Source organism: Janthinobacterium sp. FT14W (assembly GCF_009208755.1).
Taxonomy (GTDB): Bacteria; Pseudomonadota; Gammaproteobacteria; order Burkholderiales; family Burkholderiaceae_D; genus Janthinobacterium; species Janthinobacterium violaceinigrum.
Genome location: NZ_WFLL01000028.1, coordinates 1 through 13,415, shown reverse-complemented (window position 1 = coordinate 13,415; position 13,415 = coordinate 1). Strand labels below are relative to the sequence as shown.

Sequence of the window (13,415 nt, the reverse complement as noted above, 5' to 3'; positions counted from 1 at the left end):
CCGTGCGCGCGAGCCGCCGGTACCGCCCCTGCCGCAGCTGTGACAATGGGCGCCATTGCGGGCTTCAGCCTGATCGAGTTGCTGGCCGCGCTGGCGATCGTGAGCCTGCTGCTGGCCTCGGTCGTGCCCGCCTACCATGGTTACGTCTTGCGCGCCAAGCGGGTGCAGGGGCAGGCGGCCTTGCTGCGGCTGATGCAGCAGCAGGAGCGCTATTTTTCGCAAAATAATCACTACCTGGCTTTTTCCTCGGCGTCGCCTGCGCCGCAGGTGCAGCAATTTCCGTGGTGGTCAGGCGAAGGACCGGCTGCTGCCAGCGCGTATGAAATCGAGGCGCGGGCCTGTCCCGGCGTGACCATCGGGCAATGCGTGCTGCTGCGGGCCATGCCGGGCACGGCCAAGGTCGATGCGCAGTTCCGGGATGCCGATTGCGGCGTCCTGTCCTTGAGCAGCACGGGCCAGCGGGGCAGCAGCGGCCCGGCCAGCCATTGCTGGCACTAGGCCATGGCCACGCCGGAACGGGGGCGCGGCTGGGGGGGGCCATGTTCAAGCGGCCTTTCGCCTTGCTGCGGCAGGTCCCGGTTTGTCCGTTCGCGCAAGCGGCCAGTTCGGGCGGGTCATACCTTGCTTGAATTGCTGGCCGTGCTGGCGATTGCGGCGCTGCTGGCGGCCGCAGCCTTGCCCAGCCTGCAGCAGGTGCTGGCGCGCCAGCAGGTGCGCGCGGCGGCCACGGACTTGTTCTCGGCCATCGAATCGACGCGGGCGCAGGCGATGGCGCGGGGCCGGCGCGTGCTGCTGATGCCGGCAGGACCCGGCGGCACGGACTGGCGCACGGGCTGGCTGGCATTCATCGACCGCAATGCCAACCTGGTGTTCGATGACGGCGACGAATTGCTGTTGCGCCAGGGGCCGCTGCCGGCGGGCATCACGGCCCAGTTCGCGTTTTCGTCGGCCACGGCGCCGTTTTATATCGCCTACAATGGCGCTGGACGCAGTTGCAGCGCGACCAACAGCCTGGCGGCGCGCTGGGGTACCTTGTCCCTGACTTTGGGAAAGCAGGTGCGCCATATTAAAATCAATATGCTGGGCAGGGTGCGCGTGTGCGATCCGCAGCAGCAAGCGGCCAATTGCAGCGGCGTAGCCGACAGTTCGTAGCAAGACTCGCCATTTGGCGATTACCGATTATTCACCTTCAAAGAAGCCCGTGGAAATACTCAACGATATCGATGGCATGCGCCTGGCGCTGGAATGGGCGGCACGCGGTTTATACACGACCTCGCCGAATCCCCGCATCGGCTGCGTGATCGTCAAGGATGGCCAGGTGATCGGCGCCGGCGTGACGCAGGCGGCCGGGCAGGATCATGCGGAGGTGCAAGCGCTGGCCAATGCGGCCGCGCGCGGCAACGACGTGCGCGGCGCCACGGCGTACGTGACCCTGGAGCCTTGCAACCACCATGGCCGCACGCCGCCATGCTCGGATGCGCTCGTGCGCGCGGGGCTGGGGCGCGTCGTGGCCGCCATGACGGACCCGAATCCGCTGGTGGCGGGGCAGGGTCTGGCCAAGCTGGAAGCGGCCGGCATCGCCGTCACTACGGGCGTGCTGGCGGACGAGGCGCATGAAATGAATATCGGCTTCTTTTCGCGCATGCAGCGCGGCAAGCCGTGGGTGCGCATGAAAACGGCGGCCAGCCTCGATGGCATGACGGCCTTGCACAACGGACAAAGCCAGTGGATCACGGGAGCGGAGGCGCGTGCCGACGGCCATGCCTGGCGCGCGCGCGCCTGTGCCATCCTGACGGGCATCGGCACCGTCAAGGCCGACGATCCGCAGCTGAACGTGCGCGCCGTCGAGACGCCGCGCCAGCCGCGCCGCATCGTCGTCGACAGCCGGCTCGACATCAGCCCCGATGCGCGCATCTTGCAGGGCGGCGGCACATGGATCGTGGCGGCCGTCGCCAACCGGGAGAAGCAGGCGCAGCTGCAGGCGCTGGGCGCGGAAGTCATCATGTTGCCGAACGCGGCCGGCAAGGTCGACCTGGCCGCGCTGATGCTGGAACTGGGACGCCGGCAAATCAATGAAGTCCACGTCGAGGCCGGCTCCAAGCTGAACGGCTCGCTGATCCGCGAAGGTTGCGTCGACGAGCTGCTGGTCTACCTGGCGCCCACCTTGCTGGGCGATGCGCAAGGCATGTTTGCCTTGCCCGCATTGACGGACCTCAAACAGCAACGCACTTTGCAATTCCACCAGGTTCAGCAAGTGGGCGCAGATTTGCGTATCCTTGCAAGATTCGCCGAACGCAACTAATACGCAACGCATACTTTCACATTTTTATAGGGTTAGCTCCATGTTTACAGGAATTGTTGCCGCCATTGGCAAGATTGAAACCGTGCAACCGCTCGACGGCGGCCTCGATGCAGGCGTGCGCCTGAACATCCATGCGGGCGGCTTGCCGCTGGCCGATGTGGCCCTGGGCGATTCGATCGCCATCAATGGCGCTTGCATGACGGTGGTGGAAAAATCGGATACGGGCTTTGCCGTCGATGTCTCGCGCGAAAGCCTCAATTGCACCGTGGGTCTCGATACGACCACGGAAGTGAACCTGGAAAAAGCCCTGACCCTGGCTGAACGCCTGGGCGGCCACCTGGTGTCCGGCCACGTCGACGGCCTGGGCATCGTGCGCAAGTTCGAAGCCGTGGGCGAATCGTGGGAACTGGTGATCGAAGCGCCGCATGAACTGGCAAAATACCTGGCCTTCAAAGGTTCCGTCGTCGTCAATGGCGTGTCCTTGACCGTCAACCGCGTGGAAGACCTGGGCGCGGGCGCCGTCAACGGCTGCCGCTTCTCGATCAACCTGATTCCGCACACGATCGCCATGACGACCTTGAAGCACCTGACGGTCGATGGCAAGGTGAACCTGGAAATCGACCTGATCGCCCGCTATGTCGAGCGCATGCTGTCGCTGGATAAGTGAGTGCAAGTTGCGCCCGCAGGGGCCGGTGTTGACGGAGATTAACCTGCCTTGCTGAACAGCATACGCCAGATCTTGCGGCGCAGCGGCAGCTTGCCGATGTCCGCCCATTTGCACAGCGCTTTTTCAATGGAGACGCATGCCGCGCAGATGGCGGCGATGCCGCCTAGTATTACCGCCATTGCCCCCGCGACCATGGGCTTGTAGTCACTGGGTACCGCGGTGTGGAGCGCAATGCCCGCCAGCAGCAGGACGATGGCGCTGCGGCCCGTATAGTATTGCCACACCGCTTTTTGCGTGAAAAAGCGGTCGATGACCCAGCTGGAAAACGAGCTGGAGCGCGCCTGCGTTCCCATTTGTGTGCGGATGGCAATAGCAAGCTCATCTATTGTCAGCGGGCGCTGCGCCATTTCCTTCTTGACTGCCTCGATGACCTTGTGCGCGCGCTGGCGTTCCGTTTCGCGGTAGCGTCGCGGGGCCGCGCGCAGCCATTGCGTTCCAATGGTGAACACCGGCAGATCGCCCACGGTGGCGCCGATCCTGCCGGCCATGAAATAATGGTCGGCCAGGCTCCACAAGGCCAGGAAGGGCGCGCCATGGTGCCCTTTGTAGCCGATGCCGGCACCTGCAATGGCATGGCACAGCTCGTGCGACAGCACCAGCTCGGGATTGCTGATGTTCTGCGCGACCATGATTTCATGCCGCTCGCGCCGGTATTCTCCCAGCAGCACGCGGCCGCCCACTTTCAGCGATGGCGTCACTGTCAATGCCGGCGGCCTGGCGATTCCCCAATCGCGGCACAGGGCCGCGTACACCTCCTCGATGCCCGCGTTCGCTGCCGCCGGGGCAGGCGCTGCCGGCGTCGTCGGTATATCGGCTTCCAGTTCCGGTTCATTCAGCATGTTGTTCCTATATGGCAAGATCGTGGCAAGCGTATTCTATCGTTGAAAGTTACTCTCCAGACATGTTTCCGTATGCGCCAATTGTGCGATGCAATGCTGCAAGACGCGCATAATATGGTTTTCCGCAGTGAGGGCTAGCCATGGACCCGATTTCGCGCGCAACCGTGCCCAATACCATCCCGGCCACGTCACGCGTGGGCGCAACGGCGCCTTTGGCGCCGCTGGCGCCGGCGCTGCCCGTGCCGTCGTCCAGCGCGGCGGCCCTTGCCATCCTGTCATCGACCCAGGTCGACATCTCCCCGCTGGGCCAGTTCCTGTCCGGCGTGGCCTTGTCGCGCCGGCAACTGCTGGCCTTGCAGGGCGCCACGGCCGAGGCCAGGGCGGCGAATACCCCCGTGAACGTCAATGACGACTTGCTGGCATTGGCGCGGCAGCTGACGGAATCGTTTGCCCAGCTGCAAACGAGCGGCATCGATGCCAGCCAGCTGGCGACGGCCGGCGACACGCCGGGCAGCCTGGCGCAGCGCTACGATTTGTTGTCGGGCGACGGCACCACGGATGCGGCGGCCGCGCTGGCGCAGGACGGCAGCTTGCTCACGCAGGCACGGCTGGCCAGCATGGGCATCGATTTGCGCAATGAAGATGTCGATGTTGCAACGTTGCAGGCTGCGTATGCGGCCGATAGCCGTGCCACCCTGGATGCCTTGCAGCAGGGAACGGACGTGCTGGCGCAAGTGGGCGCCGTGCTGGCCCAGCAGCAGGGCGCGCCGCTGGCCGCCGTTGTCGAAGCGGACTTGACGGGTGACGCACAGCCTGCGCTTGCCGCATTGGCGGGGCCGCAGCTGGCTGTGGCGCCAGGGGTGCCGCCGCAAACGGCCGCCATTGCGCAGCGGCAACTGGAACTGCAACAGCAGCTGGAAGCGGAAGAACTGAACCTGGATTTGCAGGGGCTGCGGCCGGCACCGGCGCCGCTGGCGCCAGCCGCGGCAAGCGGCCAGGAACTGCTGCAGGCGCAGCGAGCCGATAGCCAGCGCGTGGATGCCCAGCGCCTGGATGCCGAACGCGTGGACAGCGAACGCATCAGTACTGATCAGCAGGCGCAGCAGCAGGAAGCGGCGCGGGTGGACGAGCTGCGCCAGGGGCAGGTGCGGCAGCAGGGTTTGCAGCAGCAGGCGCAAGCGGCCGCGGACGATGCCGTACGGGCCCAGCTGGCTGCCAGCGACGCGCAGATGGCGGCCCAGGCGGCCAGCGACCGGGTGCAGGCGCAGGCGCGCGCAGCGCAGGGGCAAGCCGATGCGGGCCTGGCGACGGAGCAAGCCCAGCTGGCTCAGCAAAATGCCCAGGCGCAAGAGCTGGCCGCGCAAGCCGCGGGCATGGCCGTGCCGCTGCCTTCCTCGCAAGACCCGTCCGTGGCGGCGGCCATTGCCGCGTATAACCTGAACAATGCAGCCCTGAATCCCGGCCTGATGAACCGGCCATTGCCGGCCAGCGACTCGCGCCTGCCGCTGGTGGCGCCGGTGGCTCCCGTGGAACCCGTCAAGCCCGTGGATAAGATCTAGGGCAGCAGGGTGGCGTCCAGCGTGATCGTGGCTTTCAGCAGCTTCGACACGGGGCAGCCGGCCTTGGCCTTGCCCGTCAATTCCTCGAATTTTGCCTGGTCGGCGCCGGGAACTTTTGCTTTCAGGGTCAAATGGACGGCCGTGATGGCAAAGCCGTCGTCCACCTTGTCGAGGGTGACTTCAGCCGTCGTCTCCATCTTTTCCGCCGTCAGGCCCGCTTCGCCGAGGATCAGCGACAGGGCCATGGTGAAGCAGCCCGCGTGGGCGGCGCCGATCAGTTCTTCCGGATTCGTGCCGGGCTTGCCTTCGAAGCGGCTGGCAAAGCCGTAGGGATATTCGTGCAAGGCGCCGCTGCGCGTGCTGATGGCGCCCTTGCCGTCCTTGATGCCGCCTGACCAGATGGCCGATCCGTTGGTTTTCATGCTGCCGCTCCTGTGTGGGGATAATGCGTAACAAGCGCCCGCAGCGGCGGGAACCGCGGGGCGCGGAGGATGAATCAGTGTGCTGACCCGCTCATCTTATGCGCTTCGCAAGGCGGGCGGCGCGCGTTTTGCCGCCGCCGTTTGCGCTGGATCGCAGAATCGGTGCTTTGTGGGGCTGCTGGGAGGGGCGCCAGCGCATCGGTGTTGCCGGGCTGTCTTATTTCAGGTCTGTCAGCGCTAAATCCTTTAAAATAGCAGGTTATAAGAAAATTCCCGGAAATTCGCGGAATCTTCGCACGCGATGTTTCAGTTTCAGTTTTTAGTTTCATTAACAACGCCCGGCAAAACCGTCGCGAGCGCAAGGGCAAGGTGGCCGAGAAGCGCAACCGTACGCAGGTACGGTGAGCATCGCAAGCCGCCTGTACCGACGCGCAGCAGGTTTGGCCTGGCGTCTTACGAGGATGAATGATGTCAATTTCCAGCACCGAAGAGATCGTCGCTGAATTGCGCGCCGGCCGCATGGTGATACTGGTCGATGAAGAAGACCGGGAAAATGAAGGCGATCTGGTGCTTGCCGCCGATTTCGTGACGCCTGAAGCAATCAATTTCATGATCACCCATGCCCGTGGCCTGGTGTGCCTGACCTTGACGGAAGAGCGTTGCGACGAGCTGAACCTGTCGATGATGACGTCGCGCAACGGCACCGCCTACGGCACCAACTTCACCGTGTCCATCGAAGCGGCCGAAGGCGTGACGACGGGCATTTCCGCTGCCGACCGGGCCAAGACCATCCAGGTTGCCGTGGCCAAGGGCACGCAGCCCAGCGATATCGTCCAGCCTGGCCATATCTTCCCGCTGAAAGCGCAAAAAGGCGGCGTGCTGATGCGCGCAGGCCATACGGAAGCCGGTTGCGACCTGACGGCCATGGCCGGCCTGACGCCCGCGTCCGTGATTTGCGAAATCATGAAGGAAGACGGCACCATGGCGCGCCTGCCGGACTTGCTGGTGTTTGCCGAGCAGCATGGCCTGAAGATCGGCACGATTGCCGACCTGATCCATTACCGCAGCCAGACGGAGTCCCTGGTCGAGCGCGTTGCCGAGCGCACCCTGCACACGGCGCATGGCGAATTCCGTTTGATCGCCTTCCGCGACAAGCCGAGCGCGTCGGCCCACCTGGCCCTCGTGCACGGCGACCTGGCCCCCGGCCTGGAAGCGCTGGTGCGCGTGCACCAGCCCGTTTCCCTGCTGGACGTGCTGGAAAGCGAAGCGACCACCCACTCGTGGACGGTGGCCGCCTCGATGGCCGCCATCAAGCAGTCCGAGCGGGGCGTGATGGTCTTGCTGAACTGCGGCGAGACGTCGGGCGAGCTGTTTGCCCAGTTCGCCGCGCTGGATACGCCGCAAGCCAAGCCGAAAGGCCGCGCCGCCAGCATGGATCTGCGCAGCTACGGCATCGGCGCACAAATCCTGCGCGACCTGGGCGTGAGCAAGATGCAATTGCTGGCCAGCCCCCGCAAGATGCCGTCGATGGCCGGTTTCGACCTGGAAGTAACGGGTTTTCAGTGCCATCCTGGCCAGAACGCCTGACTAAATCTACTGCGCGTCGCGATTTGCGGCCTGTGATGCTCACTGTACCTTGGTACAGTTGCGCTTCTCGACCACAACTCGCTGCCGCTCGCTACGATTTTGTCAGGCGTCGATGTAGAGTAAACGATGGCGACATCTGCATGTCGTCCTGAACCACCAGATTAAAGAGGCATATGATGACCGTAGGAGCATACGAAACCAATTTTGCCGGCGAAGGTTTGCGCGTCGGTATCGTCCAGGCACGATTCAATGAAATCGTCGGCGGTGGCTTGCTGTCGGCATGCCTGGAAGAGTTGAGCAAGCTGGGCGTGGCCGATGAAGATATCCTGCACGTGACCGTGCCGGGCGCCCTGGAAATCCCGCTGATTCTGCAAAAAATGGCGGAAACCGAGCAATTCGACGCCCTGATCGCACTGGGCGCCGTGATTCGCGGTGAAACCTACCACTTCGAGCTGGTATCGAACGAATCGGGCGCGGGCATCACGCGCGTCGGTCTCGATTACGGCATCCCCATCGCCAACGCAGTGTTGACGACGGAAAACGACGAGCAGGCGGAAGTGCGCATGCTGGTCAAGGGAGCCGAAGCGGCACGCGTGGCAGTGGAAATGGCCAATCTGGCGCAAGCGCTGGAAGAGTTGCAAGAATCCGAGGAGGACTAGCCGTGTAGTGAACGTCCGATAAAACGCCCATAGCTGCGTTGCAAGCCCTCGCCGTACATTCGTACTGTCTTCGGGCTCGCGCCTTGCTCTGAGCATTTTCTCGAACGTTCTGACACGCGGTTGGCTGCGGCGCGTTGAAAAGCGCGCCGTGCTGTCTCGCCGGAATTTGTAGTGAACACGTATTTAAGAACAGGTAACAATCATGACTGAGAAAAATTTGCTCGCCAATCCCAGCAAAAACCGCACGCCGCGTCACCGCGCGCGCGAGTTTGCGCTGCAGGGCTTGTACCAGTGGCTGCTGAACAATGAAGACGCGACCACCGTCGTGAACAATATTCGCGCCGCGCATGGCTTCGACAAGGCGGATGGCGATCATTTCACGGTGCTGCTGTACGGCACCATCAAGGACTCGCTGGCGCTGCGCGACAGCATGGCACCCTTGATCGACCGCAATATCGCGGAACTGTCGCCCATCGAGCACGGCATCCTGCTGATCGGCGCTTTCGAGCTGAAGAACAACATGGAAATCCCGTACCGCGTCGTCATCAACGAAGCGGTCGAGCTGGCCAAGTCGTTTGGCGGCATCGACGGCCACAAATATGTGAACGGCGTGCTCGACAAGCTGGCAGTGAAATTCCGCGAGGAAGAAGTCAACGCCAACAAGCGCAAGTAATAGAGAGCAGTTCCTGTGGCCAGTGCCGCAGGGCAATAAAAAAGCCACCGGCACTTGCGTGCGGTGGCTTTTTTACTGGGTGCTGCTTTTTGGATGCCCCTGTGAGGGCTTTTAAAGGGTCACAGGCCGGCGATCTCGTTGTGTGGCAGCACTTTGATGGTGATGCCGCTTTCCGCTGCAGGCGCCTTGGCTGGCGCTGGCGTGTTCGATGCCATCACCGGCGTCGTGGTCGGCACGCGCTGGCCGGCCGACACTTGCTTCAGGCGGCGGTATTCGGCCAGCACGCGCGAGCCGTAGCCCGAGTCGGTGGCGAAGTTGGCGGCGCCCACATAGGTTTTCAAGCCGGCTTCGACGGAACCGCCACGCGTGACGTAGTCCTTCAGGATCAGCGAGCCGACGCGGATGTTGGCGACGGGGTTCAGGGCTGCCTGCACGCCGCCCATTTCCTGGAAGCGCTCATGGTGCACTTTCGACATGACTTGCATCAGGCCTTGCGCGCCGACCGGGCTTTCCGCGAACGGGTTCAAGCCCGATTCGATGGCCATCACGGCCAGGATCAGCAGCGGGTCCAGCTTGATTTCACGGGCCGTCAGGTAGGCCGTCGACACGAGCATATTGGTGGCGTCGTTGGCCACGCGGTAGCGCTTGGAGAGCCAGTTGGTGACCCATTGCTGCTGCTTTTGCGTGCCCAGCAAGGCTTTTTCTTCCTTGGTCAGGGGCGCGTCGTTGGCGGCGGCCGTTTGCACGGAAGCAGGCGCTTCCATCAGTGCCGACAGGGCCGGTGCTTCGACGGCTTGCGCCTCTGCCATGGGCAGCGGGAACAGGCTGTGCGTCAGTTGCTTGCCCAGGTCGGGGCGGAACATCAGCAGGGCGATCAGTGCCAGGGCGGAAATGCCGAAGACTGTCAGAGTGTGTTGCGCAGTGGTCAATACGCCACGTGCTGAAATGGCCTGTGCGCGGGCGCGCAAACGCGCCAACGCTGGCTGGCCAGCCACGGTTGAAGCAGGCAAGGCTGCTTCGGTGCTACGATGAGTCATAGAGTTCCCCGAAATGTCGCGTCAACAGGCAGTCCCTCCGCGGTCTCGCGGTGTTGTGGGTACTGCCAATGCCGTGCATCAGAAATATCATCGTTTCCGCCGCGTATGGATGCGTGCGAGAAACGCCGTCATTGCTTGCTTGAGCTGATCGGTCCCATGCTGGTATTGGATCAGTCGCAATACAACTTTTACCGGGGGTAAGGCAGACGCCTTTTGAAAACACTCCTTAAAATGTCATGTGGAGCCCCGACTCCGTGAATGAAAGAGAAACGCTAAAATCAAGCTCTGGGCCGGCGTGCTCTTTCAAGTTGGGCGAATTGTAGAAGCCGTTTTATATCAAGTCAATACTAACGAATCGTTTCTTTATTACTTTTATGTCTTACTTTTTGACTTGCATTGTGCCAAAAGCCAATAAAATCAATTACTTGGCATAGATCCTTCAGCAACGGCGTCCGACGTCAAAAAAAATTAAAAACACATGAAATATTCAGATTTGCGAGATTTTATTTCTCAACTGCAACAATTAGGTGAACTTAAGCCCATTTCCACCCCCATTTCACCGATTTTGGAGATGACGGAAGTGTGCGACCGCACCTTGCGCGCAGGCGGACCGGCCTTGCTGTTCAATCATCCGACGGGGCACACGATGCCGGTGCTGGGCAATCTGTTCGGCACCACGCGCCGCGTGGCGCTGGGCATGGGGGCGGAAGATGTCAGCGAGTTGCGCAAGATCGGCCACGTGCTGGCGCGCCTGAAGGAGCCGGAACCGCCGAAGGATTTCAAGGATCTGCTGGGACTGGGCTCGCTGGTGAAATCCGTGTGGGACATGTCGCCGAAAGAGCTGCGCGGCGCCAAGTGCCAGGAAATCGTCTGGGAGGGTAACGACGTGGACCTGGCGCGCCTGCCCATCCAGCATTGCTGGCCCGGCGACGTCGCGCCCCTGATCACCTGGGGCCTGGTGATCACCAAGGGACCGAACAAGAAGCGGCAAAACCTGGGCATCTACCGCCAGCAAGTGCTGGGACGTAATAAAGTCATCATGCGCTGGCTGGCGCACCGGGGCGGGGCGCTGGACTTCCGCGAGCATGCGATCCAGAGCAAGGGCAAGCCGTATCCGATCGCCGTGGCGCTGGGCGCCGATCCCGCTACTATATTAGGGGCCGTCACGCCGGTGCCGGACAGCCTGTCCGAATACCAGTTCGCCGGCCTGCTGCGCGGCAGCCGCACGGAGCTGGTGAAAGCCATCGGCAGCGAGCTGCGCGTGCCCGCTTCCGCCGAAATCGTGCTCGAAGGCCACATCTACCCGGACGAAAACCATCCGAGCGGCTACGAGCACGCGCTGGAAGGGCCGTATGGCGATCACACGGGCTACTATAATGAGCAGGACAGTTTCCCCGTGTTTACCATCGACCGCATCACCATGCGCCGCGACCCCATCTACCACTCCACGTATACAGGCAAACCGCCGGACGAGCCGGCCGTGCTGGGCCTGGCCCTGAACGAAGTGTTCGTGCCCCTGCTGCAAAAGCAGTTCAGCGAAATCACGGACTTTTATCTGCCGCCCGAAGGCTGCAGCTACCGCATGGCCGTGGTGCAGATCAAGAAGCAGTACGCGGGCCACGCCAAGCGCGTGATGTTCGGCGTGTGGAGCTTCCTGCGCCAGTTCATGTATACCAAGTTCATCGTGGTGGTCGACGAAGACGTGAACATCCGCGACTGGAAGGAAGTCATCTGGGCCATCACCACGCGGGTCGACCCCATCCGCGACACGACCCTGGTCGACAACACGCCCATCGATTACCTGGATTTCGCCTCGCCAATCAGCGGCCTGGGCAGCAAGATGGGCATCGACGCGACGAATAAATGGCCGGGCGAAACGACGCGCGAGTGGGGCACGGTGATCGCCATGACGCCGGAAGTGAAGGCCAGGGTGGATGGCATCTGGCAAGAGCTGGGGCTGTAGAACGGTTGGGGTCAGACCCTCAACACCGCTGACGCAAAGGTCATTGCCAACTTGACCGGGGGTCTGACCCCGGATTTCAGCTTGCTTCCCCAATCCTGCGCAGGTCGGGTATAATTGTCCCCGGCGGGCCCCTGCGCATCGTGGCATGGCTAACCTGGTCAGGTCGGGAACGAAGCAGCCACGGCTATTAACCATGAGTGCCGCAGATCAGGCTCGCCTCCTTCGGGAATGTTTTATCAGGATCAACAATCAAGCTGCCATGGGCAGCTTTTTTGCTTTTGCGGCGCCATTTTCTTGCCGATCCGCAGCATTGCCAGGCTTGCCGTGTTTTCCATATTTCCAGCTGGCCATGTTATACAATTGCTGCTTTGCCGCGTTTGCCATTTTGAATGGCCCGGCCATGAGGCTTGCGCCCGCCGCGCAGGATCACCCGCAAAATCGCATGGTAAAATCTCAGCATGTCCTATCAAGTCCTCGCCCGTAAATACCGCCCCAAGAATTTCGAGACGCTCGTCGGCCAGGAGCACGTCGTGCGCGCGCTCACGCATGCCTTGCACAGCGGCCGATTGCATCACGCCTACCTGTTCACGGGTACGCGCGGCGTCGGCAAGACGACCCTGTCGCGCATCCTGGCCAAGTCGCTCAATTGCATCGGCCCCGATGGCACGGGCGGCATCACGGCCCAGCCTTGCGGCGTGTGCGAAGCGTGCACGGCGATCGACGCGGGACGCTTTGTCGACTATATAGAGATGGATGCGGCGTCGAACCGCGGCGTCGATGAAATGGCGCAGCTGCTCGAGCAAGCCGTGTATGCGCCAAGCAATGCGCGCTTCAAGGTCTACATGATCGACGAGGTGCACATGCTGACGAACCACGCGTTCAATTCCATGCTGAAAACGCTGGAAGAGCCGCCCGAGCACGTCAAGTTCATCCTGGCCACGACCGACCCGCAAAAGATACCCGTCACCGTGCTGTCGCGCTGCCTGCAGTTCAACCTCAAGCAGATGCCGCCCGGCCACATCATCAGCCACCTGGACAATATCCTGGGGCAGGAAGGCATAACCTTCGAACAGCCGGCCTTGCGCCTGCTGGCCCAGGGCGCCCACGGTTCCATGCGCGATGCGCTGTCCCTGACGGACCAGGCCATCGCGTATGCGGCCGGCGCCGTCACCCTGGATGCCGTGCAAGGCATGCTGGGCGCGCTCGACCAGTCCTACCTCGTGCGCCTGCTCGATGCACTGGCGCAGCAGGACGGCGCCGACTTGCTGGCCGTGGCCGACGAGATGGCCTCGCGCAGCCTGTCGTACAACGGCGCGCTGCAGGACCTGGGCACCTTGTTGCACCGCATTGCGCTGGCGCAAACCGTGCCTGCCGCCTTGCCGCAGGACCTGCCTGAATACGCGGACATCGTGCGCCTGGCTGGCGCGTTCGACGCGGAAGAAGTGCAGCTGTTTTACCAGATCGCCGTACATGGCCGCAATGAACTGGGTCTGGCGCCCGACGAATACGCGGGCTTTACCATGACCTTGCTGCGCATGCTGGCCTTTCGGCCCGGCATAGGCGGCGCCGATGGCGTGCCGGCCGCACCGGCCGCTGCCGCGGGCAATCGTCCCGCCGCTGTCGCCGCCGCGCGTGCCGCGGCAGGGG

General features: G+C 62.8%; 14 protein-coding genes and 1 other RNA gene. 11 read left to right on the top strand and 4 right to left on the bottom strand.

Annotated elements, in window-relative coordinates:
• Positions 1-45: 45 nt before the first annotated feature.
• From GCN74_RS18355 to GCN74_RS18340, 4 genes are all read left to right on the top strand, one after another.
• Positions 46-498 carry a type IV pilin protein gene (locus GCN74_RS18355; RefSeq protein ID WP_152258008.1) on the top strand — a complete coding sequence of 151 codons (453 nt, stop codon included), beginning with the start codon at positions 46-48 and terminating at the stop codon, positions 496-498.
• A 3-nt stretch (positions 499-501) separates the two neighbouring features.
• Entirely contained in the window at positions 502-1,152 is a 651-nt protein-coding gene (locus GCN74_RS18350; RefSeq protein WP_319633472.1) for a GspH/FimT family protein, read from the top strand.
• Between the two features lie 76 nt (positions 1,153-1,228).
• Complete coding sequence (ribD, locus tag GCN74_RS18345; RefSeq protein WP_413541553.1) at positions 1,229-2,302, top strand: bifunctional diaminohydroxyphosphoribosylaminopyrimidine deaminase/5-amino-6-(5-phosphoribosylamino)uracil reductase RibD; 1,074 nt, start codon at positions 1,229-1,231, stop codon at positions 2,300-2,302.
• Positions 2,303-2,342: 40 nt separating this feature from the next.
• Positions 2,343-2,969: a riboflavin synthase gene (locus GCN74_RS18340; RefSeq protein ID WP_152258005.1), complete on the top strand. Its 627-nt coding sequence runs from the start codon at positions 2,343-2,345 to the stop codon at positions 2,967-2,969.
• Between the two features lie 38 nt (positions 2,970-3,007).
• On the opposite strand, the gene GCN74_RS18335 is transcribed toward GCN74_RS18340, so the two are convergent.
• Positions 3,008-3,868 (bottom strand): hypothetical protein, encoded by an 861-nt coding sequence (locus tag GCN74_RS18335; protein WP_152258004.1) that lies wholly within the window; start codon positions 3,866-3,868, stop codon positions 3,008-3,010.
• Positions 3,869-4,008: 140 nt separating this feature from the next.
• Here GCN74_RS18335 and GCN74_RS28805 point away from each other — a divergent pair, with 140 nt between their 5' ends.
• The gene (locus tag GCN74_RS28805) at positions 4,009-5,427 is read left to right on the top strand and encodes a hypothetical protein (RefSeq protein ID WP_193317148.1); all 1,419 of its coding nucleotides are present in this window, start codon (positions 4,009-4,011) and stop codon (positions 5,425-5,427) included.
• Here GCN74_RS28805 and GCN74_RS18325 read toward each other — a convergent pair.
• Positions 5,424-5,849, bottom strand: coding sequence for an OsmC family protein (locus GCN74_RS18325; RefSeq protein ID WP_152258003.1), 426 nt, complete (start codon positions 5,847-5,849; stop codon positions 5,424-5,426). The two genes, GCN74_RS28805 and GCN74_RS18325, sit on opposite strands and share 4 nt — an antisense overlap.
• A gap of 468 nt (positions 5,850-6,317) precedes the next feature.
• On the opposite strand from GCN74_RS18325, the gene ribBA reads away from it, so the two are divergent.
• From ribBA to nusB, 3 genes are all read left to right on the top strand, one after another.
• A complete protein-coding gene (ribBA, locus tag GCN74_RS18320) occupies positions 6,318-7,436 on the top strand; it encodes a bifunctional 3,4-dihydroxy-2-butanone-4-phosphate synthase/GTP cyclohydrolase II (RefSeq protein WP_152258066.1) in 1,119 nt (372 codons plus the stop codon).
• A gap of 176 nt (positions 7,437-7,612) precedes the next feature.
• Entirely contained in the window at positions 7,613-8,095 is a 483-nt protein-coding gene (ribH, locus tag GCN74_RS18315; RefSeq protein WP_099664961.1) for a 6,7-dimethyl-8-ribityllumazine synthase, read from the top strand.
• A 202-nt stretch (positions 8,096-8,297) separates the two neighbouring features.
• Complete coding sequence (gene nusB / locus GCN74_RS18310; protein ID WP_071324693.1) at positions 8,298-8,768, top strand: transcription antitermination factor NusB; 471 nt, start codon at positions 8,298-8,300, stop codon at positions 8,766-8,768.
• Between the two features lie 119 nt (positions 8,769-8,887).
• On the opposite strand, the gene GCN74_RS18305 is transcribed toward nusB, so the two are convergent.
• Complete coding sequence (locus tag GCN74_RS18305; RefSeq protein ID WP_193317147.1) at positions 8,888-9,805, bottom strand: lytic transglycosylase domain-containing protein; 918 nt, start codon at positions 9,803-9,805, stop codon at positions 8,888-8,890.
• A gap of 478 nt (positions 9,806-10,283) precedes the next feature.
• On the opposite strand from GCN74_RS18305, the gene ubiD reads away from it, so the two are divergent.
• Together ubiD and ffs are read left to right on the top strand one after the other, a co-directional pair.
• Positions 10,284-11,768: a 4-hydroxy-3-polyprenylbenzoate decarboxylase gene (ubiD, locus tag GCN74_RS18300; RefSeq protein WP_152258002.1), complete on the top strand. Its 1,485-nt coding sequence runs from the start codon at positions 10,284-10,286 to the stop codon at positions 11,766-11,768.
• Positions 11,769-11,890: 122 nt separating this feature from the next.
• An RNA gene (ffs, locus tag GCN74_RS18295) (signal recognition particle sRNA small type) lies at positions 11,891-11,989 on the top strand.
• A gap of 28 nt (positions 11,990-12,017) precedes the next feature.
• Here the strand turns inward: ffs and GCN74_RS28800 are convergent.
• On the bottom strand, positions 12,018-12,170 hold the full coding sequence (locus tag GCN74_RS28800) for a hypothetical protein (RefSeq protein ID WP_193317146.1): 153 nt from the start codon (positions 12,168-12,170) through the stop codon (positions 12,018-12,020).
• Positions 12,171-12,226: 56 nt separating this feature from the next.
• Between GCN74_RS28800 and dnaX the strand changes: the two genes are divergently transcribed.
• Positions 12,227-13,415, top strand: a 1,189-nt coding sequence (dnaX, locus tag GCN74_RS18290) for a DNA polymerase III subunit gamma/tau (RefSeq protein WP_152258001.1), incomplete at its 3' end; no start/stop codon positions are given.